The organism is Rhizobium mayense, assembly GCF_030272705.1.
Classification (GTDB): Bacteria; Pseudomonadota; Alphaproteobacteria; order Rhizobiales; family Rhizobiaceae; genus Rhizobium; species Rhizobium mayense.
Window position 1 is genome coordinate 19578 of the sequence record NZ_JARFYM010000010.1, and the last position, 18368, is coordinate 37945.

23 protein-coding genes are annotated in these 18368 nt (G+C 60.5%); 12 read left to right on the forward strand and 11 right to left on the reverse strand.

The genetic code is table 11. The features are described 5' to 3' along the window. Window positions 1–25: 25 nt before the first annotated feature. Both PY649_RS14075 and PY649_RS14080 read right to left on the reverse strand, forming a co-directional pair. Window positions 26–709, reverse strand: coding sequence for a methyltransferase family protein (locus PY649_RS14075; RefSeq protein ID WP_285869094.1), 684 nt, complete (start codon window positions 707–709; stop codon window positions 26–28). A 67-nt stretch (window positions 710–776) separates the two neighbouring features. Continuing rightward, a complete protein-coding gene (locus PY649_RS14080; protein WP_285869095.1) occupies window positions 777–1247 on the reverse strand; it encodes a GbsR/MarR family transcriptional regulator in 471 nt (156 codons plus the stop codon). 209 nt (window positions 1248–1456) lie between these two features. On the opposite strand from PY649_RS14080, the gene PY649_RS14085 reads away from it, so the two are divergent. Then, entirely contained in the window at window positions 1457–1825 is a 369-nt protein-coding gene (locus PY649_RS14085) for a YciI family protein (protein ID WP_285869096.1), read from the forward strand. Between the two features lie 189 nt (window positions 1826–2014). Further along, window positions 2015–2581 (forward strand): G/U mismatch-specific DNA glycosylase, encoded by a 567-nt coding sequence (mug, locus tag PY649_RS14090; RefSeq protein WP_285869097.1) that lies wholly within the window; start codon window positions 2015–2017, stop codon window positions 2579–2581. A 33-nt stretch (window positions 2582–2614) separates the two neighbouring features. On the opposite strand, the gene PY649_RS14095 is transcribed toward mug, so the two are convergent. Together PY649_RS14095 and PY649_RS14100 are read right to left on the reverse strand one after the other, a co-directional pair. Continuing rightward, entirely contained in the window at window positions 2615–3616 is a 1002-nt protein-coding gene (locus PY649_RS14095) for an NADP-dependent oxidoreductase (RefSeq protein ID WP_285869416.1), read from the reverse strand. Window positions 3617–3657: 41 nt separating this feature from the next. After that, the gene (locus tag PY649_RS14100) at window positions 3658–4473 is read right to left on the reverse strand and encodes an oxidoreductase (protein ID WP_285869098.1); all 816 of its coding nucleotides are present in this window, start codon (window positions 4471–4473) and stop codon (window positions 3658–3660) included. 89 nt (window positions 4474–4562) lie between these two features. Between PY649_RS14100 and PY649_RS14105 the strand changes: the two genes are divergently transcribed. Further along, the gene (locus PY649_RS14105) at window positions 4563–4994 is read left to right on the forward strand and encodes a winged helix-turn-helix transcriptional regulator (RefSeq protein ID WP_285869099.1); all 432 of its coding nucleotides are present in this window, start codon (window positions 4563–4565) and stop codon (window positions 4992–4994) included. A 192-nt stretch (window positions 4995–5186) separates the two neighbouring features. Here PY649_RS14105 and PY649_RS14110 read toward each other — a convergent pair whose 3' ends face one another. Next, window positions 5187–6134, reverse strand: coding sequence for a LysR family transcriptional regulator (locus PY649_RS14110; RefSeq protein WP_285869100.1), 948 nt, complete (start codon window positions 6132–6134; stop codon window positions 5187–5189). A 118-nt stretch (window positions 6135–6252) separates the two neighbouring features. Between PY649_RS14110 and PY649_RS14115 the strand changes: the two genes are divergently transcribed. Then, the gene (locus PY649_RS14115) at window positions 6253–7071 is read left to right on the forward strand and encodes a class I SAM-dependent methyltransferase (protein WP_285869101.1); all 819 of its coding nucleotides are present in this window, start codon (window positions 6253–6255) and stop codon (window positions 7069–7071) included. Window positions 7072–7095: 24 nt separating this feature from the next. Further along, entirely contained in the window at window positions 7096–7620 is a 525-nt protein-coding gene (locus tag PY649_RS14120; RefSeq protein ID WP_285869102.1) for a DUF8737 domain-containing protein, read from the forward strand. A 164-nt stretch (window positions 7621–7784) separates the two neighbouring features. Here the strand turns inward: PY649_RS14120 and PY649_RS14125 are convergent, their stop codons facing one another. Next, entirely contained in the window at window positions 7785–8015 is a 231-nt protein-coding gene (locus PY649_RS14125; RefSeq protein WP_285869103.1) for a hypothetical protein, read from the reverse strand. Continuing rightward, window positions 7994–8422 carry a VOC family protein gene (locus PY649_RS14130; RefSeq protein ID WP_285869104.1) on the reverse strand — a complete coding sequence of 143 codons (429 nt, stop codon included), beginning with the start codon at window positions 8420–8422 and terminating at the stop codon, window positions 7994–7996. Before PY649_RS14130 ends, PY649_RS14125 begins: the two co-directional genes overlap by 22 nt. A 212-nt stretch (window positions 8423–8634) precedes the next feature. Between PY649_RS14130 and PY649_RS14135 the strand changes: the two genes are divergently transcribed. Further along, window positions 8635–9240 carry an MFS transporter gene (locus PY649_RS14135; protein ID WP_349644424.1) on the forward strand — a complete coding sequence of 202 codons (606 nt, stop codon included), beginning with the start codon at window positions 8635–8637 and terminating at the stop codon, window positions 9238–9240. A 52-nt stretch (window positions 9241–9292) separates the two neighbouring features. On the opposite strand, the gene PY649_RS14140 is transcribed toward PY649_RS14135, so the two are convergent. Both PY649_RS14140 and PY649_RS14145 read right to left on the reverse strand, forming a co-directional pair. After that, window positions 9293–9856: a methylated-DNA--[protein]-cysteine S-methyltransferase gene (locus PY649_RS14140; protein WP_285869105.1), complete on the reverse strand. Its 564-nt coding sequence runs from the start codon at window positions 9854–9856 to the stop codon at window positions 9293–9295. Between the two features lie 171 nt (window positions 9857–10027). Then, window positions 10028–10201 (reverse strand): hypothetical protein, encoded by a 174-nt coding sequence (locus tag PY649_RS14145; RefSeq protein WP_285869106.1) that lies wholly within the window; start codon window positions 10199–10201, stop codon window positions 10028–10030. A 248-nt stretch (window positions 10202–10449) separates the two neighbouring features. Between PY649_RS14145 and PY649_RS14150 the strand changes: the two genes are divergently transcribed. Further along, entirely contained in the window at window positions 10450–11064 is a 615-nt protein-coding gene (locus PY649_RS14150; protein ID WP_285869107.1) for a 2'-5' RNA ligase family protein, read from the forward strand. Here PY649_RS14150 and PY649_RS14155 read toward each other — a convergent pair. Together PY649_RS14155 and PY649_RS14160 are read right to left on the reverse strand one after the other, a co-directional pair. Continuing rightward, the gene (locus tag PY649_RS14155) at window positions 11056–12702 is read right to left on the reverse strand and encodes a SulP family inorganic anion transporter (RefSeq protein ID WP_285869108.1); all 1647 of its coding nucleotides are present in this window, start codon (window positions 12700–12702) and stop codon (window positions 11056–11058) included. The genes PY649_RS14150 and PY649_RS14155 overlap by 9 nt on opposite strands. A 91-nt stretch (window positions 12703–12793) precedes the next feature. Further along, window positions 12794–13705: a LysR family transcriptional regulator gene (locus PY649_RS14160; protein WP_285869109.1), complete on the reverse strand. Its 912-nt coding sequence runs from the start codon at window positions 13703–13705 to the stop codon at window positions 12794–12796. A gap of 59 nt (window positions 13706–13764) precedes the next feature. On the opposite strand from PY649_RS14160, the gene PY649_RS14165 reads away from it, so the two are divergent. The 5 genes from PY649_RS14165 (at window position 13765) to PY649_RS14185 (ending at window position 18368) form a co-directional block, all read left to right on the forward strand. After that, window positions 13765–14739, forward strand: a complete 975-nt coding sequence (locus PY649_RS14165) for a quinone oxidoreductase family protein (RefSeq protein WP_285869110.1) — start codon at window positions 13765–13767, stop codon at window positions 14737–14739. 305 nt (window positions 14740–15044) lie between these two features. Further along, complete coding sequence (locus PY649_RS14170) at window positions 15045–16226, forward strand: MFS transporter (RefSeq protein ID WP_285869111.1); 1182 nt, start codon at window positions 15045–15047, stop codon at window positions 16224–16226. Window positions 16227–16390: 164 nt separating this feature from the next. After that, the gene (locus PY649_RS14175; protein ID WP_285869112.1) at window positions 16391–17452 is read left to right on the forward strand and encodes a M14 family zinc carboxypeptidase; all 1062 of its coding nucleotides are present in this window, start codon (window positions 16391–16393) and stop codon (window positions 17450–17452) included. 98 nt (window positions 17453–17550) lie between these two features. Then, a complete protein-coding gene (locus PY649_RS14180; RefSeq protein ID WP_285869113.1) occupies window positions 17551–17901 on the forward strand; it encodes an ArsC family reductase in 351 nt (116 codons plus the stop codon). A 41-nt stretch (window positions 17902–17942) separates the two neighbouring features. Next, window positions 17943–18368 carry a putative toxin-antitoxin system toxin component, PIN family gene (locus PY649_RS14185; RefSeq protein ID WP_285869114.1) on the forward strand — a complete coding sequence of 142 codons (426 nt, stop codon included), beginning with the start codon at window positions 17943–17945 and terminating at the stop codon, window positions 18366–18368.

The following is an 18368-nucleotide window of genomic DNA, read 5'->3' on the forward strand; positions in this document are numbered from 1 at the left end:
GCCTTTCCCGTGCGCGTGGGCCGTTTCACCAGATGAACGGAATTAGGCGCTGGCGCACCCGGCGCGCATAAGCGTCATACCCCTCAAGACCTGTACGCAGCGTTTTTTCTTCGATGCCGATCCGGATGCCGAATAGCACGGCGATGATAGGGATCGCCGCAAGTCCCCACCATGATCCGAGCACGAGCGATGTCCCCGCGATATAGAAGAGCGTGCCGAAATACATCGGATGGCGGACGATGGCATAAGGGCCCGTTGTGATGACCGCCTGCCCGCGATCCTTTTGTATTTTCACGACCGGCGCTGCGAAGCTGTTCGTACGCATGATCCAGTAGATGAACAAAAGCGACGCCAAGAGGAGACCGCATCCTGCCCACTGCACGGAAGATGGCATCGCTGACCAGCGCCAGCGCGCCGCATCTGCCGCCATGAAGGCCATTCCTCCAAATATGAGGAGCAGGATCGGGATGAGAATCAGCTTGTCCGCGAGCGGCTGGTCTTTTTGTACAGGCGGCTTCAATCGCTCCTTAAGCAGGCCGGGATCGACTCGCATCATCTGCAACCCAAAAACGACTGAGAGCACGACCATCACACCGAGATAGAGCCACCCGCCGGTATAGTCCGTCGTGCCTGCGGCAACAAAGATGATCACGCCCATGAAGCCGAACCAGACAATTGTCTGGACGAAGAGGTTTAGAACGAGACCCATTTTCTTGCCTTTCCTGTCGAAGCTTAAAGTCTTCCACGTGGCGAGCACCGCAGCTGGAATTCTCTCGTCATCGCGGTTGCCGACCACTCTTCCAGCGGCGCATGGCGGTCTCCATGGCACCACGCATCACCCGATAGAAATCCGCCATCTCCTCGAGGCGGACGCTTGCCGTCTCTGACGCGGCGATCCTGGCACCGGCGTTTAACTGCCCTGCCAACGCATCGAGCAGACGGTTCTGCTGCTGGATCATGGCTTCGTAGTCGTCGGCTACGGCATATAGCGCACGCTTCGTTCCAGCCTCGCTATGGCGATGCGCGAGCGTATAGCTTTCCAACAGCCGGGCAGCCACGCTTGCGCTGCTCTTGCTGATCTCAAGGTCCTCGGTGATTTGGTCGAGCGTGACGGGGCGAGGACAGAGAAGCAGATACCCGTAGAGCCGGGCGGCGACGGGCGGCACACCCCAAGGCGTGAGCAGCCGAGCCACATCCTCAATGAACCGCCGCTCACCTTCGTTCGATTTATTGTGTATATTCGGCATATTCCGAATATAGAGAAAAATGTAGCTGATAGCAAGAACCGCGACGGGAGAAGGCTCATCGCGCCATCGCGACCTCTCATCTGGAAGCAGCCATTCGTGCTTTGAAGCTCAATCGCCGAAAAAATCACAGGACGATGTCGGATATCAAGAAACTCATCCGTCGTTCCAATGCCAGGCCAATGAGGTCGGTTCAAACGAGGAGATAGACAATGCGTGTGATGGTGCTCGTGAAGGCTACGCAAGACAGTGAGAAGGGGTTTCTCCGCACGGCCTGGGAGGCGGAGATGATGGAGGCGATGGGCAGATTCAATGACGAACTGCAGGATGCCCGCATCTTCGTCACGGCCGCCGGGCTCAAGCCCACCTCGCAGGGCAAGCGTGTTGCGTTCGATGGCCCCGGCCGCACGGTCATCAACGGGCCTTTCGCGGGCGGCAGCGAGATGGTCGCCGGCTTCTGGCTCTGGGACGTCAAGGATATGGATGAGGCGGTCGCCTGGGTGAAACGCTGCCCCAATCCCATGCCGGGACCGAGCGAGATCGAAATCCGGCCGTTTTACGAGATGGCCGATTTGCAATGATAAGCTGCCGCCGGCGGTCAAGGAAAGCCGTGGCGCGGCGCGAGAAGCGGACCGACTACCGAGGCGCCGGAATCGGCCGACCGAGAGCGATGGATGGCGAGACTGCGAATTTTTTCGCATCGGTTTCTGCTATGAAAGCAAACGATAGCTTTAAGTGCCCTCGCCTCCGCTCCCGTAAGGAAGTTTGATATGCAAGATAGTGCCACAGCCAAGGGCACGGATAACCCTACAACGACAAGCGCGCTGTCGGAAATTCTTGCGCCTCATCTTTCCGTGGTCTTCTGCGGATTGAATCCCGCCCTTTCCGCTCATCGCGACGGCCACAACTTCTCGAACCGAAGCAGCCGCTTTTGGCGGGTACTGCATCTCGCCGGATTTACTCCCCGCGTGCTGCGGGCGGACGAAGAGCGCGAGATACTGAAATATGGCTTGGGCCTGACATCGGCAGTCTCCCGTCCCACGAAAAGCGCCAGCGAGCTCAAGAAGCGCGATTACATCACCGCGGTTCCTGCGCTCGAAGACAAGATAAGAAAGCTCGCACCGAGGAATTTGGCGTTTCTAGGTAAGGCGGCATACGCGGCCATCAGTTTTCGAGCGCATGTCGAATGGGGTAGACAGCCGGACGAATTTGCGGGGGCATCGATCTGGGTGCTCCCAAATCCAAGCGGACTCAATAGGGCCTTTGACCTGGCAAGATTGACGGAACATTATCGCGACATAAAATTGGCAATTGACCGCGGCGGAGGCCCCTTTTGAATAGCTGGGAATGAACAGATTAAGCCCCGCGCTTCACTTCACAGCGATGACGACCTTGCCTTTGGCGCGACCGGTCTCGACGTAAGCCAGTGCCTCATTGGTCTTTTCGAACGGGAAGACGCGATCCACGACGGGTCGTATGGCCCCCGCCTCGATCAGCGAGGTGATCTGCCCGAGCTGCCCGCCGTTCGCTGTCATGAAAAGGAACGAATAGCTGACTCGATGGCGTTTCGATTTCCTCCGGATGCCGAAGCTCAGCACGCGCATGATTTGCTGAAGCAGCCAGCCGGAACCGTTCTGTCTGGCGAACTCCGGATCTGGCGGACCGGAGATCGAGATGAGCTTCCCGCCGGGCTTCAGAACGCGCAGTGATTTCTCCAGCGTGTCCTTACCAAGACTGTTCAGCACGACATCATATCCCTGCAGGACATTTTCAAAATCATCCTTCTTATAGTCGATGACGACATCCACTCCGAGATTTCTAACGAGATCAACATTGGCTGTGCTCGTCGTCGTCGCCACAGTCGCGCCGATATATTTGGCGAGCTGGATGGCGATCGTCCCCACGCCACCGGAACCGGCATGGATGAGAACCTTCTGTCCCTTCTTCAGGTTCGCCCGCTCGACAAGCACCTGCCAGGCGGTCAAGGCGACGAGCGGTACCGATGCCGCCTCTTCCATCGTCAGGTTCTTCGGTTTCATCGCCACATCGGCCTCGTTCATAGCGATGAACTCCGCGAAAGTGCCGATGCGGCCCTGGGCCGGACGTGCATAGACTTCGTCGCCTGGTTTGAAGCCTCGGACCCTGGGCCCGACCCGGACCACAACGCCAGCTACATCGTTGCCGAGGATCAGCGGAAGACGGTAAGGCAGGATAAGCTTGAATTCGCCGTCCCTGATCTTGGCATCCAGAAGGTTCACGCCGGCAGCGTGGATCTGGACCATAACATCGTTCTCGCGCAGTTCCGGCTCCGGACTATCGCCAAGCCGTAGAGCCCCGCCTTTTGCATAGCGATCGATCAGGAATGTCTTCATGAGCACTAACTTTCTTTTCCTGAGGTTACAGCGATAGAGGCTCAGGCGGGAAGCCTGTTGAATTTCCGCAGATTTTTGTCGACGAATGACTCGGGCAGGAATCGGCGTATGAAGCGAACTTGGCCTGCTGCCTTTCCCGCGGTGTAACGTCTTTTCGGTGATGCCGTATTGGCCGCCTTGACAACGATCTCGGCGACGGCCTCGGGTGCATCCCCTGTCTCGATGATCTCCCGCATCAGCTTCTCCGCATCGGCGCGAACGGCGTCGTACTCTGGAAGCGGCTGGTCTGGTCGCGTGATGTTTTCTTCGAAAGACGTGCGGGTGACGCCAGGCTCCACCAGCACGACGCGAATGCCTTGCGTTCGCACCTCGTGGTCGAGCGATTCCGAATAGCCCTCGATAGCATGCTTGGTCGATGCATAGAGGGCATTGAACGGAGCGGGGATGAGGCCGAGAATGGAGCTCAGGTTGATGATCCTGCCCTTTTTTTGGCGTCTCATGACGGGCAGTATCGCATTCGTCAGACGAATGACGCCGAAGACATTCACGTCGAACAGAGCCTTTGCCTGCGCGGCGGAGGACTCCTCTGCACCTCCGAGCAGTCCAATCCCGGCATTATTGACGAGAAGATCGATCCGTCCCGCACGGATCACGACATCGTCGATCACGTTCTGCACGGACTCACCATCGGTGACGTCACAGACCAGCATTGTCACTCCATCGGAGGTGTCGGCCATCGGCTTCCGACTGGTGCCGAATACCCGGTAACCATCGCGGCGCAGCGCTCTTGCCGTCGCCAACCCAATGCCGGAGGAAGCGCCCGTGACGAGGGCAACGCCGCGTTCTATGTTGCTCATCTATCTCAGCTTTCATTTTGTCATGGAACACCGATGCGGACTCAGTTACTATCATTTCGAAACTTAGTCACTATCAAAAAGATACTAACATGCAGAATCTTTCAGACCAGCCATGCCTGATCGCCCGCAGCCTTGCGTTGGTGGGTGACGCGTGGAGCATGCTGATCCTGCGGGACGCCCATGCTGGCCTCACCCGCTTTGATGAGTTCCGTAAAAGCCTCGGCATCGCTCCGACAATCTTAACCCGTCGGCTTTCCGCGCTTACCGAGGAGGGACTGCTGGAGAAACGGCGCTACTCTGAGCGGCCGCCGCGCGACGAGTACGTGCTGGGCGCGGCGGGGCGGGACTTTCTTCCGGTGTTGTTCGCGATCGGCGCGTGGGGGCGAAAGCATCGTAACGCAGAGGGTGTAACCCGGTTCTTCGACGCCGAGACGGGAACGGAAATCGATCCCGTCATGATTGATCGTGCAACCGGCGCTCCGATCGGAACACGTCCGATTCGCATCGAGATGCCTGCGTGAACGGCATCAGCCCGAGGAAAAGCTACGATCATACCGCATTAGCGGTGTTCTGCGTCGTAGCGTAGGCGTGTTGGATACGACATTGTCTCCGCAATAGCAGTCAACAGGTCCGCATCGTGGTCTGCTTCGCTGAGTGACTTCAATCCATTTCAGTCTGCGCTCCGCACATCAGCGCATTTTCGTGCCGCGTGTTCACTTGTCATCAATGTGAATTCGGGTTTTGTTGGCAGTATATGCGCGGCGCTTCACGTGATCGATGAAAGCCCGCAGCTTCGGCATCACTTGATGGCGGCTGGGATAGTAGAGAAACACGCCCGGCGCCATAGGCGCGAACCGCTCCAGTACGTGTACGAGTTTTCCCGCTTTCAGTGGTCCAGCGGCGATTGGCTCAGGCACTTGTGCAAGCCCCATACCCTCCACGACCGCGCCAAGCATAGTGGGAAAATCGTGGGCGATTAGCGGTCCTGAGACGATGGCCTCGATCGGCTTGTTGCCGTTGACAAACGACCATGGCGCTATTGACCCACTCGAACGGCGGATGCGTATGCAAGCATGTTGACGCAGATCATCGATAGACTCGGGCCGTCCCATCCGGCGTAGATACTCGGGACTGCCAACGACCACGAACGGGAAGGGCGGCGTTAGCCGGACCGCGACCATGTCTGCCGCGACGAACTGGCCGAGCCGGATGCCGGCGTCGAATCCTTCGGCTGCAATATCAACCAATTCCGCGCTCGCCGCGATCTCCACCTCAACCTCGGGAAAGGCCTGGCAGAAGGATGCGATCAGCGGCTCCAGCAGGATCGGCACCACCGCCCGCGGCACCGTGAGGCGCAACAGTCCGGCCGGTCGCTGCCCAAGGTCACGCGCAAGCTCGCTTGCGGCGACGAGCTCTTCGAAAGCGGGTTTTGCGCGCGACAGAAATCGTTCGCCAGCTTCGGTCAGGCCGACGCTGCGCGTGGTGCGCAGGAAGAGCGCTGCGCCGACGCGTGCCTCAAGCGCGCGCACCACCTGGCTGATGGCCGATGGAGTCACCCCCAGTTCCGCGGCCGCTCTGCGAAAACTGCGGTGCTCGGCGACGCTCAGGAACGCCTCCACACCGTCGAGCGCGCCTCGTCTGACTGTGAAATTCTGCTTCATGGTCCGTCAACATTATAGCGAATAGTCGCTCGGCGAAAGCAGTCGTACATCTGACTTGCAAAGCGGCAATCACCCCGATGCCGCTCCCAATAGCCAGAAATCTTAGAGGAACCTTGCCATGACCGATATGATTGAGGACGTGCGCCAACACTATCATGCGACCGGCTTGACCGAGCGGCTGCGGGCGGCGCTTACGGCGCTCGGGCCGGAGGATCAACGGCTCACGCCCCAGCAACTGGGCGCTCTCGACCAGTTCCATACCCGAGGGCACCTTGCGACCGCCGAGATTGGCAAGTTGGCTGAGATTGCCGCCGACATGTCGGTTCTTGACATCGGTTCGGGCGTCGGCGGGCCGGCTCGCTTCCTGGCGGCGGCCTATGGCTGCCGGGTTACGGGCATCGACCTCAGCGAGCCATTCGTCGATGCCGCGCGCTATCTGACCGAGCGCACGCGACAAACCGGGCAGGTGTCATTCCAGATCGCCAGCGCGCTGGAGCTTCCATTTGGCCACGGCGGTTTCGAGGTCGTGTTGCTGCTGCATGTGGCGATGAACATCTCCGACCGGGCACAGCTCTACAGCGAGATCCGGCGTGTGCTGAAGCCCGGCGGCAGATTTGTCACCTATGACGTCGTGTTGAACGGCGGGGAGCCGCACTATCCCGGCCCCTGGGCGCGATCACCGGCAACGAGCTTCCTCTTGACCGCCGATGCGACGCGCGAGGCGATCGAACCGGCCGGTTTCCGCGCGCTTGTATGGCAGGACAGTACCGAGGCCGCCAAGGGCTGGATCGCCGAGCTGCGCGAGTCAGGCCCGCCGCCTTCGCCAAATCTCGGCCTGGTGATGGGACCGGACTTCCCGCAGCTTGCCACCAATTTGGGACGAAGCCTTATGGAGGGCCGGCTCGGCATCCTGACCGCGGTGTTCGAGGCCGTGTGAACCAGCAACCCACAGGAGGGCCCCATGTCGCCCGCAATCATTTTCCAGTTACATCTCGTTCTCGGCTACGTCCCGTGGCTGCTATGCTTCGGGGCGTATATCTGGCCCAGACTCAAATCGATGGATCCGGTCGAAGCGCAGCGCGCCATCGCCACGCTGCACAGCTTCCGCTTCTTCGGGCTCGTCTTCATTGTTCCCGGCGTCGTCGGCCCCAATCTGCCCGCCGGCTTCGCGACACCGGCCGCTTACGGTGATTTCGCCACCGGCTTGCTTGCCATCCTGGCGCTTCTCAGCGTCAGGACGCGCCCGCTATTTTGGCTGCTCACCATCGGCTTCAATGTTGCGGGGGCAGTCGACCTCATCGTCGACTACTATCACGGCGTTCAGCTCGACCTTCCGGGGTCGGCCGGGCAGTTGGGCGCCACCTATGCGATCCCGATCATCTACGTGCCCATTTTGATGATCACCCACGTCGCTGCGTTCTATTTGCTGCTGCGTCCTCAGCCCGAAGCAACGCGTTCCCTCGCCGGCGATGCGGCCGCCTCATAGATCGGATTGGGCGGACGGTATTCGGGGTCTCCGATGCGCGGCCTCGTCCGCGCCGATTGTAAAGCGCTGTATGCGTTCCGGCGTCCTGATGGCCCACCGGCACGTCGCCGTGAAAGACATGTAGCCAATGATCGAACCAAGGAAATGACGGCAGACCGATGCATTTATCGATCGCTAAATGAGTGTCGCAGCGGTAGATAGCTTGGCGAACGAAAAAGGGAGTGGTCCTGACCGAACAGGGGCAGCAACTCTTCGAGCGAGGCCAGACCGCCTTCATGCTGGCCAAGCGGGCCGTCGCCGAGGTTCAGGATGACCGCGTCGCCGCGCTCGCGATAATTCACTGCGACCGCGGCGCCCGCAATCGAGGCCAGCCCTATTTTTCCTCTCGCATCCATGGGGTGAAAGTAATCCCAACCAATAATCCTTCTGGCCCAATGAAGCGGCTTACAGTCTGGCCCCACGGTTCTCTCTTGTTCTTGACCAACATTCGATAGCCTCGCGATTCAAGTTCCGCTGTGGCCTTTTCGACATTGTCGACGTCAAACTCAATCCAGGCTTGCGGGATAGGAACATCGCTGGGCCACGAATCCTTCCCGTAACAGGACTGAGCGGCCTGAGAGAGCGGCCAGAGGGCGAAACTCGTTGCTCCCTTCAACGCCTCCGTATGGAGATAACCACCCTTCTCCTCCTTAAAGGGAATGCCGAAGGTATGATCGTATAGCTGGCGGCTTGCTGCCGCCTCGCGGACGATCGGGCCAAAGCCCGCGATGAACAAAACTCTGGTATTTTTGATTTCTTCCATGGCGTCTCCTCCTTTACTCAGCATGAACGCATGTAATCGGGAGTTCGTTTCATAAATCGAGGCGATGATCGCAGAGACGCTGGCCGGCCTATGAAGCGGTGACCGCCCGCGCCGACAAGGAACGGTAAACGCGCTCCCGCATTGACTCTCGGTGTGCGCTCGCCAGGCGTGGCGAGACATCGATTGTTTTGCGCTTGGCAGGAGGACGATTCATGCCAAAGATTGCGGCTGACAAGGACGACCGTTCAAGACTAGCAAAATCGCTGACGCTCGCCGGGATGAGCCTCGGCTATGCTGTCGTGCAGCTCGACGTGACCATCGTCAACACCGCCTTGAGCACCATTGGCAAAACTTTTGAGACGGGCCTGGCTTTTCTTCCGATGATGGGGGCGGTCTTTCCGGCCATTCTATTGGCGGCACGGGCAGCCCAGCGATTTGGAGCTCTGCCGGTCATCGCCGCCGGAGCGCTGATCGCAGCGGCTGGCTGCATCGGCCTCCTCGGCATCGGACGTGGTACCAGTTATTGGGCAATGCTCGTTCAGTTCCTTGCAATGGGAGGCGGGTTGGGGTTGCTGGTCCCGCCGCCGACTTCGACGCTTCTGGGTAGTGTCGAGAAAGCGCGTTCGGGCGTGGCGGCCGGCGTTCTGAATTCCGCGCGACAGACCGGCAGCGTCCTCGGAGTCGCTTTGTTTGGATCGTTCGTGGGCCAGATGAACGCGTTCGTCACCGGTGCGCGAGAAGCACTGGTTGTTTCCACAACGCTACTGGTTGGCGCGGCGATAACGACGACGATCCGGGGCTGGAGCACGCCGGAATAAGCCACGGTGACAAATCCACGTCTGGCTGTTGCGGCTTATCCTCGGCTCCGGCCTAGAACCCCAGCGATTGTTGCACCGGCTTCGGCGGCGCGAGCTGGACGCCTTCCAGTTCCAGCATGCGAGCCTTCGCGGTCGATCCGCCGGGCGCTGAGAAGCCGCCTATCTTGCCGCCGGCGGCCAAGACGCGGTGGCAGGGGATGATCAGCGCTACGGGGTTCTTGGCCATGGCCTGGCCGACGTCGCGCGCTGCTTCCGGCCCGGCGCCGAGCTGTTTAGCGATGGTGCCATAGGTGGTGGTGTGCCCCCATGCGACCTGCCGCGCGGCGGCATAAATCTGTTTGAAGAAATCGTCCTGCTCGCTGAGATCCAGTTTGACGCTCGAGAAGTCGATCTCTTCGCCTCCGAAATAGCGCTTCACGGCGGCGACCGCCTCTGATATGTCGGGCGTCGGTGCGCCGGGCATGGCACGCGGCAGACGGCGAAGCAAAAGGCGCTCGGTCGCTTCAGCACTTTTCGTCGGCAGCTGGAAGCGCGTTATGCCGATATCGTTCCACGCAATCCCGCAGAAACCGCCGGTGGTTTCGAAGATCAGATAATGTTGCGTCGTCTCGCTCATGGCAAAGCCTCCGTGTTTCCACTTGCCATGAAAATCGTGCGCCCGGCGCTCGAATTCAACCCGATTCTTGCGCGGGACGATTCTTGCCGACATTTGCCGGTTGAAGGAAGCGATGCCGATGCTGCTATGGCAATATCAGCCGCATCGCTTCCCGCGCAGCTTGGGAGGTTATCAATATCCGCCGCCCATACCGCCTCCGCCCATGCCGCCGCCGCCCGACGTACCGCCACCGGCCGGAGAAGAATGCGCCGTACCGCTGCTATTGCCCCCGGTGGTGGAGCAAGCGGAAACACTGAGGCCGATGAGGGCAAAAAACACCGCGGAGAAGATAGCTTTTATCAACATCTGAGGTCATTCCCTTGTTGAGAGCGGGCGCGAAATGCCCTGACATCAGGTGAACAGTCGGGAGGGCGGCTTTATTCGGTGCAGATCGCCTCTCCGCGCATAAACGTGGCGACGAGATGCGTCGGATAAATCAACTCGGGCGAGTCCCCGCGGCTTGTTCTTCTTTTGTTCTTGATTTGCGGCGCAATTTGAGATTATTTTGGCTCGGCAGAAACAATTGAGGGGCGGCTCTGGCCGCCAAACATTCAATGTTCGACGTCAAACAAGCTCAGCTACCACTTGACCTAATGGAACCGGGCACTCCAGAGCTGGTGCCAGACGCAAGACCGGGATCAGAGAAGCTTTATTTCGCCCTTTTTCCTGACCGCTCCGTCAGGATCGAAATCGATAAGCTTATGGGCACGCTGGGCAACTATCGCCTTTCGGGCCGGCGTCGGCCTCAAGGACTTTTACACGCGAGCGTCCACGGCATCGGTAAATATCCGAAGCGACGGAATGATATTATCGCGCGGGCCGTACAAGCGGCCGAAGCCATTAAATACGCGGAGTTCAGTTTGGTCTTGGACCATGTCTTCAGTTTTCGGCAATCATCTCACCCGCTGGTTCTTTGTCCGACTACTGGCGCCAGGGAATTTAGAAGGCTTCAGCTTGAACTCGGGTTAGCCATGTACGAAGCCGGCCTCACAGTTAGTCTGAATCCCAACTACCAGCCCCACATAACGCTTCAATACGGCTACAAATCCATACGGAGGATCAATTTGGAAAAACCAATCACGTGGGCAGTGCGGGAATTCGTGTTAGTCCGCAGCTTACAAGGTCAGGGTAAGCACGAATACGTCGATCACTGGCCCCTGCTAAATTGATCCACCAGAATGCGTCACCGCCGCCTCCACCGCCGCAGCCGCGTCGTCGACGCTGAAGCTGCAGCGCCTGTCAAGATTGGTCATTCCGGCCGCGGCCATCAGGTCGCGGGCTCGATCATGGGCACGAGCGAATTGCACGCGGATGCCGGCGGTGCGCATGGCAGCGTCGAATTCCATCAAAGCGTCGAGTGCCGAGCTGTCGAGATCGAAGCTTTCCTCCAGACTTAGCACCACGGCCTTCAGTCCTGTTTCTGCCCGGCTGCGCCTTAGAATCTCGCCAAGAATCGTGTCGGCATTGCCGAAAAATAGCGGCTCGCCGGGGCGCCAGATGGCAATGCCGGGCGTTTCCGTCGCATCCGGATGGCGGCTGACGTCAACGAAATTATGGCTGCCCCCCAGCCGTCCGAGACGAGCCACATAGGGAGACGCTAATCGATGCATCATCGCAATGAGCGAGAGCGCGATCGCCAACAGCATGCCGTTGAGGACGCCGAAGATCAGCACGCCCGCCGCGGCACCGAGCGCGACATAGAAATCGCGATGGAGTCGCCGCAGGCGAAGGATGGGACCGGGGTCGAGTGCATGCGTGAGGGCCGCGATCACCACGGCGGCTAGCACCGGCTCCGGCAGCCGCGCGACCAGCGGCTCCGCGCAAGCGATGAGGATGGCAAGGCCGATTGCGGCAAACACACCGGTTGCGCGCGTCTTCGCCCCCGCCGCTTCACTAGCAAAACCCGCCGAAAAGCCGGCGCCGACCGGCATGCCCTGAACGATGGAACTGGCGATATTGGCAAAGCCCAGCGCTCCGAGTTCGCGATTGACCTCGAGAGGATCGCCATAACGCAGCGCCAAGGCGCGCATCGTCCCCCAGGATTCGGCAAAGAGAATGAGGACTAGGGGCACGGTGAACTGCACTAGCCGCGAATAAGCGGGCCAGCCGGCATCGGGAAGCGAAGGCCATTGCGGCAGGACCTCGATCGTCCCGACCAGCTTGACAGCATGGCTGCCGAGATCAAAGGCAGAAGACGCAAGAATGCCGGCGGCAAGCACCAGGAAAGCGCCGGGGACGCCCGGCAGCCGCTTGAGCAGCAGCAGTGCGGCGAGCGCCGCGATGCCGACGGCGACGCTTGCAAGGTTCCATCGCGGGATCGCCGCCAACAGCGCGCCGGCATAGCTCAAGATGTTCGAGCCTTGCACGGAGACGCCGACGAGAATCGGCAATTGATGCAGGATGATGGTAATCGCCAGTCCCAGTGCGAAGCCGCGCAGTACCGGGCGTGAGATGAAGCCGGTAATGCCGCCGAGGCGCAGGGCGGCGGCGACAATGAAAAGAATGCCGGCAAGTGCGACGGCGATCGTCGCGAGGCCAGCCTTGACGGTGACATCTCCCGGAACAACCGCCAGCGTCGCGGCAAGAATGGCGGCGGATGAAGAGGTCGGCGAAACGATGGCGAAGCGGCTGCGTCCGAAAATCGCGTAGACGAGGCAGCCGGCGATACCGGCGAGAATGGCTCGATGCGGCGGCAGACCGGCGATACCGGCATAGGCGACCGCTTCCGGCAGCATCAGGCCGGCAATCGATATGCCCGCGATCACATCGGCTTTGTTTACGACAGGCCAGTCGCTCAACTTCGTCATCGATCACCGACCGTGGAAATAGTCAATCTGTATAGGTCTAGACCTTCGCCAATACGCTGCAACAGAAAAGTAAGCGGGGGCGAACTGCCGCCTACACAACCCCATCCACCTCCCGCAGCGGGCAACTTCTGCCGATCGTCTCACTGACAAAGTCCATCACCGCCCGGATTGCCGGAGAGCGGCGAAGATCGGGATAGGTAACGAGCCAGAGGTCGCGCGTCGGTGACGGGATCTCCGTCTGCAAACGGGTCAGGCCGGCTTCGCCGTCGCCGAGGAAGGCGGGTAGTGCAACCACACCCAAACCGGCGCGCGCAGCTTGCAGTTGACCGAAAACGTCGCCGGCCCGAAACACGATGGGGCGGCCGGCAAGCAGGCTGCGCAGCCAGGTCTGCTGCGTGAGATGATCGAGCGCCGCATCATAGCCGATGAAGACCCAACTCTCCTCGGGCGTTTTTGCAATCTCAGGGACGGCATAAAGCCCAAAACGCATGACGCCGACGCGCCGCACGAGGAGATCGCTCTCCTCCGGGCGCGACATGCGTACGGCGATATCGGCTTCGCCATGGTCGAGGGCAGCGCGGCGGGTGACTCCGGCGATCGTCAGCGTGATATCGGGATGCTCGGCGCGGAAGCCGAGCGCCTTCGGGGCGATGAGGTGGGCGGCGATGGAAGGCGGCGCGCTGATCTTGACGGCGGCAGAAAGCCCCGCAACGGCGCTTTTTGAATAGCGTCTGATCGCCTCGACATTATCCTCCATGCCGGCCACCAACTCGGCAATTGCCCGGCCGTCAGCCGTCAACGGCGAGGTGCGCGGCCTGCGGTCGATCAGGCGCAGATCAAGCGCGCGTTCCAGCGCGGCGATCCGCCGGCCGACGGTAGCGTGATCGACGCCAAGCTCGCGCGCAGCCGCGGAGAGCGAACCGGTGCGCGCCAGAGACGCGAAGTGAAGAAGGTCCTGCCAATCGATCATCTGTGCATTATTGCACAGACGCGGTGAGTTCATACCGAATTTATTCAGACGCACCTTTGTGATCAAAGGTGCGTTCGAAAGGAGACTACTCAATGCCAGTAGCCATCGCGATAACCGGTCCCGGCACTCCAGAGTCGATGAAGCTCGTCGAGCTTCCCATCACCGAGCCGGGCCCCGGCCAGGCCCGCATCCGCCAAAGCATTTCCGGCGTCAATTTCGTCGATATCTATGTTCGCACCGGGCTCTATCCCCTGCCGCCCGGTCAGACTGTTCTCGGCTTCGAGGGTGCAGGCGTCGTGGAGGCGATCGGTTCCGGCGTCGAGAATCTCAAGGTCGGCGATCGCGTCGCCTATGTCGGACATCCGCTCGGAAGCTATGCCGAAATGCGTACCCTGCCCGCTTCTCGGCTGGTGCGGCTGCCCGACGATGTCAGCGAGCGGCTTGCCGGCAGCACCATGTTGCGCGGACTCACCGCCCATATGCTGCTCCACGAGGTCCATCCGTTGCGATCGGGCGAATGGGTTCTGGTGCACGCAGCGGCCGGCGGGCTCGGGCAGATCGTGACACGCTGGGCCAAGCGACTCGGCGCCAACGTCATTGGTACTGTCGGCTCGGGAGCCAAGGCGGAATTTGCCTATGAGGCTGGCGCCGACGCCGTTCTCCTGCATAATTCCGAGGATTGGGTGGACGAGACGCGCCGCATCGCTGACGGCCGCGGTGTACATCTTGCCATCGACGGCATCGGCGGTGCGATGCTATCGCAGACGCTCGCCACAGTCCGTCCTTTCGGCATGGTCGCCAGCATCGGCCAGGCCGCCGGCCCCATTCCCCCTATCCAGATCGAGGAATTGACCGCGCCCCGCGCCATCGGTCTCGCTCGCCCGAGCGTGCTCACCTACGCCAACGATCCCGATCTTTATAGGCGGGGCACCAATGCCCTGATGGCGGAATTGCAGGCCGGACTGATCAATCCGATCGGCGCGGAATATGCGCTGAAAGACGCGGCCAGGGCGCATGCCGACCTGGAGGCAGGACGAACGACCGCGAGCGTGGTGTTGACGATGTGAACCAGGGGCAAGGTGGCGTAATCGTCACCTTGCCCCTCGCCCCGGCCAAGACGTTTAACACCGGGCTGGCAGGGCATCGTCCAGTCCGCGTCCGCCAGGGCGCTAAACACAATCGCTTGAATACGTCATGAATTTTTGCTGCAGAGCAGCAATCTCATTGACCCGCCCGCTTGTCGCCTGATACGAAACTGACCCGTGACGTCGCACGGTCGATGGACCGTTGTCGCCACTCCTGTCCGGTACAAACCCCGATCCGCATGGCAAACAGCAAGGACACCGCGCGCGGTGCCCGCAGGCGATATCTCGTGAACACTGCCTCCCAGACAATCCAGTCCAATTCGGCCCTATCCCTTCTTTCCATCGTTACGCTGACCTTCTTCGGCTATGTCGCCATCGGGCTGCCGCTTGCCGTGCTGCCGACCTATGTCGATAGCGGTCTCGGCTTCGGCGTCGTCTGGGCCGGCATCACCATCAGCGCGCAATATGTGGCGACCGTCATCAGCCGCGCGCAAGTCGGCCGGCTATGCGACCGGTACGGGCCGCGCCGCTCCGTGTTCCTTGGCTTCTTTGCCTACGGGCTTTGCGGGGCCTTGACGCTGGCGTCAGCCCTGGTGAGCGGTGTTCCGGCATTGAGCCTGGCGCTGCTGCTTGCCGGCCGGTTGGCGCTCGGCGTCGGTGAAAGCTTGGTGAGTACGGCGGCGATCACCTGGGCAATCGGGCTGATGGGAGCGCGCGAAACTGTACGCATCATCTCGTGGAACGGCATCGCCACCTATGGCGGCATCGCGCTCGCCGCGCCCTTCGGCGCCTGGCTGGAGGGGCAATATGGTTTCTTCGCCATGGGCGCGGTGACGATTGGTCTGGCAATTGCAGGCTTGATGCTGGCGCAGACGCGTCCGCCTGTGCCCGGCGTCAAGGAGAAGGGCATCGGCACCGGCCAGGTCCTCAGCCGCATCGCGCCTTTCGGCGTGGCGCTGGCGCTTGCCTCCAGCGGTTTCGGCGTCGTCATGGCCTTCGTCGCCTTGTTTTTCCATAACCGCGGTTGGGACGGAGCTTCTCTGGCGCTGAGCGCTTTTGGGCTGGCCTTCATGGGCGTTCGCCTCGGATTGGCGCAAGCCGTTGCCCGCTTCGGCGGCCTGCCGCTGGCACGCGTCTCGCTGGTCCTGGAGATCATCGGTCTGCTGGCGCTGGCCCTTGCTCCTTCACCCACCGTTGCGATCATCGGCGCGGCCCTCGCAGGAGCCGGCTTTGCGCCGATCTTTCCGGCGCTCGGAAACGAGGCGATGGCGCGCATTCCATCGCAGAACCGTGGCGTGGCTCTTGGTCTCTACTCGGTTTTCCTGGATGTGGCGCTCGGAAGCACCGGCCCGATCGCCGGTCTGCTCGCCGATCGCTTCGGCTACACGGCACCCTTCCTCCTCGGTGTCGGCGCCGTTCTGCTCAGCCTCGGCCTGATCATGAGCCTGCGCAAGAGCAGCAGTCTGTAGAACGAATGCAGGGACAAAGGCTCCTGAGCCCGGAGCCTTTGCTTTGATCTTGCTACGAAAGTAATCTCAGACCTTGTGGCCGGGGACCGGCCACGCCGCTCAATAATCATTGCGCAAGGCGACCACCGCTTGTTATCTGACCATTACAAGCAGGAGGCAGGCGCATGGACATCACAGAAATCACTATCGACGGCGACACACCGGGGATCGCATGGCGGCTACCGGTGCTGCATTTTGCCGGCAGCAAGCCGGATGCCCCGAAGATCTATATCCAGGCGGCGCTGCATGCCGGCGAGCTGCCGGGCACGGCGCTTGCTCATTTCCTCTGCGAGCGGCTGCGGCAGGCGGAGACCGAAGGTGCGGTTCTGAGCGATATCGTCGTCGTGCCGCATGCCAATCCGATCGGCGCGGCGCAATCGCATTTCGGCGAGCTGCAGGGCCGTTTCGACCTGGGCACGCGCACCAATTTCAACCGCGACTTTCCGCTGATCTCGGCACGCGACCGCCATCTGCTGATCGAAAACCGGGAGCGGTACTCTGCCGCCGACCGGTTGAAACGGCAGCTCATTCACATGGCGCTTGGCGCCGATCTGGTCATCGACCTGCATTGCGATGACGAATCCCTGCAATATGCCTATATCGACGATGCCTTCTGGCCCGAGGCAGCCGATCTAGCGGCAGCGCTGAACATGGACGCCGTGCTGCTGTCGGACGGCGAAAGCTCAGCCTTCGAGGAAGCCGTCAGCTTTGCCTGGAAATACGAGGTACCCGGCGAGAAGAAGGCAAGTCTGCCGGGAAAACTGTCTGTTACCGTCGAACTGCGCGGCACGCGTGACGTCTATCCGGAGATGGCGAAGAAGGATGCCGAAGGGCTCTGGCGTTTCCTCGCGGCTCGCGGTGCCGTGCGCGACGGCAGCATGACACTGCCCGCCTTCACGGGGCCAGCGGTGCCGCTCGACAATGTCGAGATGATCCGCGCCCCTCAGGCCGGCACCGTACTCTTCCACCGCAACATCGGCGAACGTGTCAATGACGGTGACCTGTTGGCGACGATCATTACGGCGCCCGGCTTGCCGGATGGAACGATCAACGTCCACGCCCCGCAAGCCGGCCTTATCGTCACCCGCGTTTCCGACCGTCTCGTCCGCCGCCGTGGCGACTTGATGAAAATCGGCAGCGACAAACCGAGTGCGGCTGCCCGCAAGCCGGGAACGCTGGAAGACTGAAGCATTTAGCGGAGATCCAGGATCACCAAGCGGCCCCCATACTTTCGCTCATCTTCGCTTGCGTGTATGCGGTGGCGCATAGAAGAGACGGTTTCGGCATGACAATCACCATTTACGGCATCAAGAATTGCGACACGATGAAGAAGGCGCGGACCTGGCTGGAAGGCCACGGCATCGCCTATGATTTCCACGACTACAAGGCCGTCGGCATCGACCGGGACCATCTGGAGCGTTGGACGGCGCAGGCCGGCTGGGAAACCGTCCTCAACCGCGCCGGCACCACCTTCAAGGCACTCCCGGAAGAAGACCGGGCAGACCTCACCAAGCACAAGGCCATTGCTCTGATGCTGGCCCAACCGTCGATGATCAAGCGTCCGGTGCTGGAAGCTGACGGCAAATTGCTGATCGGTTTCAAACCGGAGATCTATGCGGGCATTTTTGGAAGCTAATTGGCTTTCCAAAATGATAGCGTATATGCTATCAACTTTCGATGAAGGTGGTCATCGACACAAATATTTTGGTCTCAGCCGTCATGAATGCCGATGGAGCCTCGCGGCATGTCATTCGTCTTTGCCTTGAAGGGCATCTGGTTCCACTGATTGGTAACGCCCTCTTTGCTGAATATGAAGATGTATGCGGAAGAGATACCCTCTTTGATGATCGGCTGATATCGAAAGAAGATCGGATAGCGTTGTTGGATGCTTTTCTTTCAAGCTGTCTGTGGACCCCCATATACTATTTGTGGCGCCCGAATTTGCGTGATGAAGCAGACAATCATCTGATCGAACTAGCAGTCGGCGGTGGTGCTTCGGCTGTGATAACGGCAAATAAGAAAGACTTCGCACGAGCTGAATTACTGTTTCCACAGTTGGAGATTCGCACAGCAGGTGAATTCCTCACCCAAAGGAGGCTTTGA

What these genes read in the sequence shown, in the direction of transcription:
- PY649_RS14075 (WP_285869094.1), bottom strand. Translation starts at nt 709, where the DNA reads ATGGGTCTCGTTCTAAACCTCTTCGTCCAGACAATTGTCTGGTTCGGC.
- PY649_RS14080 (WP_285869095.1), bottom strand. Translation starts at nt 1,247, where the DNA reads ATGCCGAATATACACAATAAATCGAACGAAGGTGAGCGGCGGTTCATT.
- PY649_RS14085 (WP_285869096.1), top strand. Translation starts at nt 1,457, where the DNA reads ATGCGTGTGATGGTGCTCGTGAAGGCTACGCAAGACAGTGAGAAGGGG.
- mug (WP_285869097.1), top strand. Translation starts at nt 2,015, where the DNA reads ATGCAAGATAGTGCCACAGCCAAGGGCACGGATAACCCTACAACGACA.
- PY649_RS14095 (WP_285869416.1), bottom strand. Translation starts at nt 3,616, where the DNA reads ATGAAGACATTCCTGATCGATCGCTATGCAAAAGGCGGGGCTCTACGG.
- PY649_RS14100 (WP_285869098.1), bottom strand. Translation starts at nt 4,473, where the DNA reads ATGAGCAACATAGAACGCGGCGTTGCCCTCGTCACGGGCGCTTCCTCC.
- PY649_RS14105 (WP_285869099.1), top strand. Translation starts at nt 4,563, where the DNA reads ATGCAGAATCTTTCAGACCAGCCATGCCTGATCGCCCGCAGCCTTGCG.
- PY649_RS14110 (WP_285869100.1), bottom strand. Translation starts at nt 6,134, where the DNA reads ATGAAGCAGAATTTCACAGTCAGACGAGGCGCGCTCGACGGTGTGGAG.
- PY649_RS14115 (WP_285869101.1), top strand. Translation starts at nt 6,253, where the DNA reads ATGACCGATATGATTGAGGACGTGCGCCAACACTATCATGCGACCGGC.
- PY649_RS14120 (WP_285869102.1), top strand. Translation starts at nt 7,096, where the DNA reads ATGTCGCCCGCAATCATTTTCCAGTTACATCTCGTTCTCGGCTACGTC.
- PY649_RS14125 (WP_285869103.1), bottom strand. Translation starts at nt 8,015, where the DNA reads ATGGATGCGAGAGGAAAAATAGGGCTGGCCTCGATTGCGGGCGCCGCG.
- PY649_RS14130 (WP_285869104.1), bottom strand. Translation starts at nt 8,422, where the DNA reads ATGGAAGAAATCAAAAATACCAGAGTTTTGTTCATCGCGGGCTTTGGC.
- PY649_RS14135 (WP_349644424.1), top strand. Translation starts at nt 8,635, where the DNA reads ATGCCAAAGATTGCGGCTGACAAGGACGACCGTTCAAGACTAGCAAAA.
- PY649_RS14140 (WP_285869105.1), bottom strand. Translation starts at nt 9,856, where the DNA reads ATGAGCGAGACGACGCAACATTATCTGATCTTCGAAACCACCGGCGGT.
- PY649_RS14145 (WP_285869106.1), bottom strand. Translation starts at nt 10,201, where the DNA reads ATGTTGATAAAAGCTATCTTCTCCGCGGTGTTTTTTGCCCTCATCGGC.
- PY649_RS14150 (WP_285869107.1), top strand. Translation starts at nt 10,450, where the DNA reads ATGTTCGACGTCAAACAAGCTCAGCTACCACTTGACCTAATGGAACCG.
- PY649_RS14155 (WP_285869108.1), bottom strand. Translation starts at nt 12,702, where the DNA reads ATGACGAAGTTGAGCGACTGGCCTGTCGTAAACAAAGCCGATGTGATC.
- PY649_RS14160 (WP_285869109.1), bottom strand. Translation starts at nt 13,705, where the DNA reads ATGAACTCACCGCGTCTGTGCAATAATGCACAGATGATCGATTGGCAG.
- PY649_RS14165 (WP_285869110.1), top strand. Translation starts at nt 13,765, where the DNA reads ATGCCAGTAGCCATCGCGATAACCGGTCCCGGCACTCCAGAGTCGATG.
- PY649_RS14175 (WP_285869112.1), top strand. Translation starts at nt 16,391, where the DNA reads ATGGACATCACAGAAATCACTATCGACGGCGACACACCGGGGATCGCA.
- PY649_RS14180 (WP_285869113.1), top strand. Translation starts at nt 17,551, where the DNA reads ATGACAATCACCATTTACGGCATCAAGAATTGCGACACGATGAAGAAG.
- PY649_RS14185 (WP_285869114.1), top strand. Translation starts at nt 17,943, where the DNA reads ATGAAGGTGGTCATCGACACAAATATTTTGGTCTCAGCCGTCATGAAT.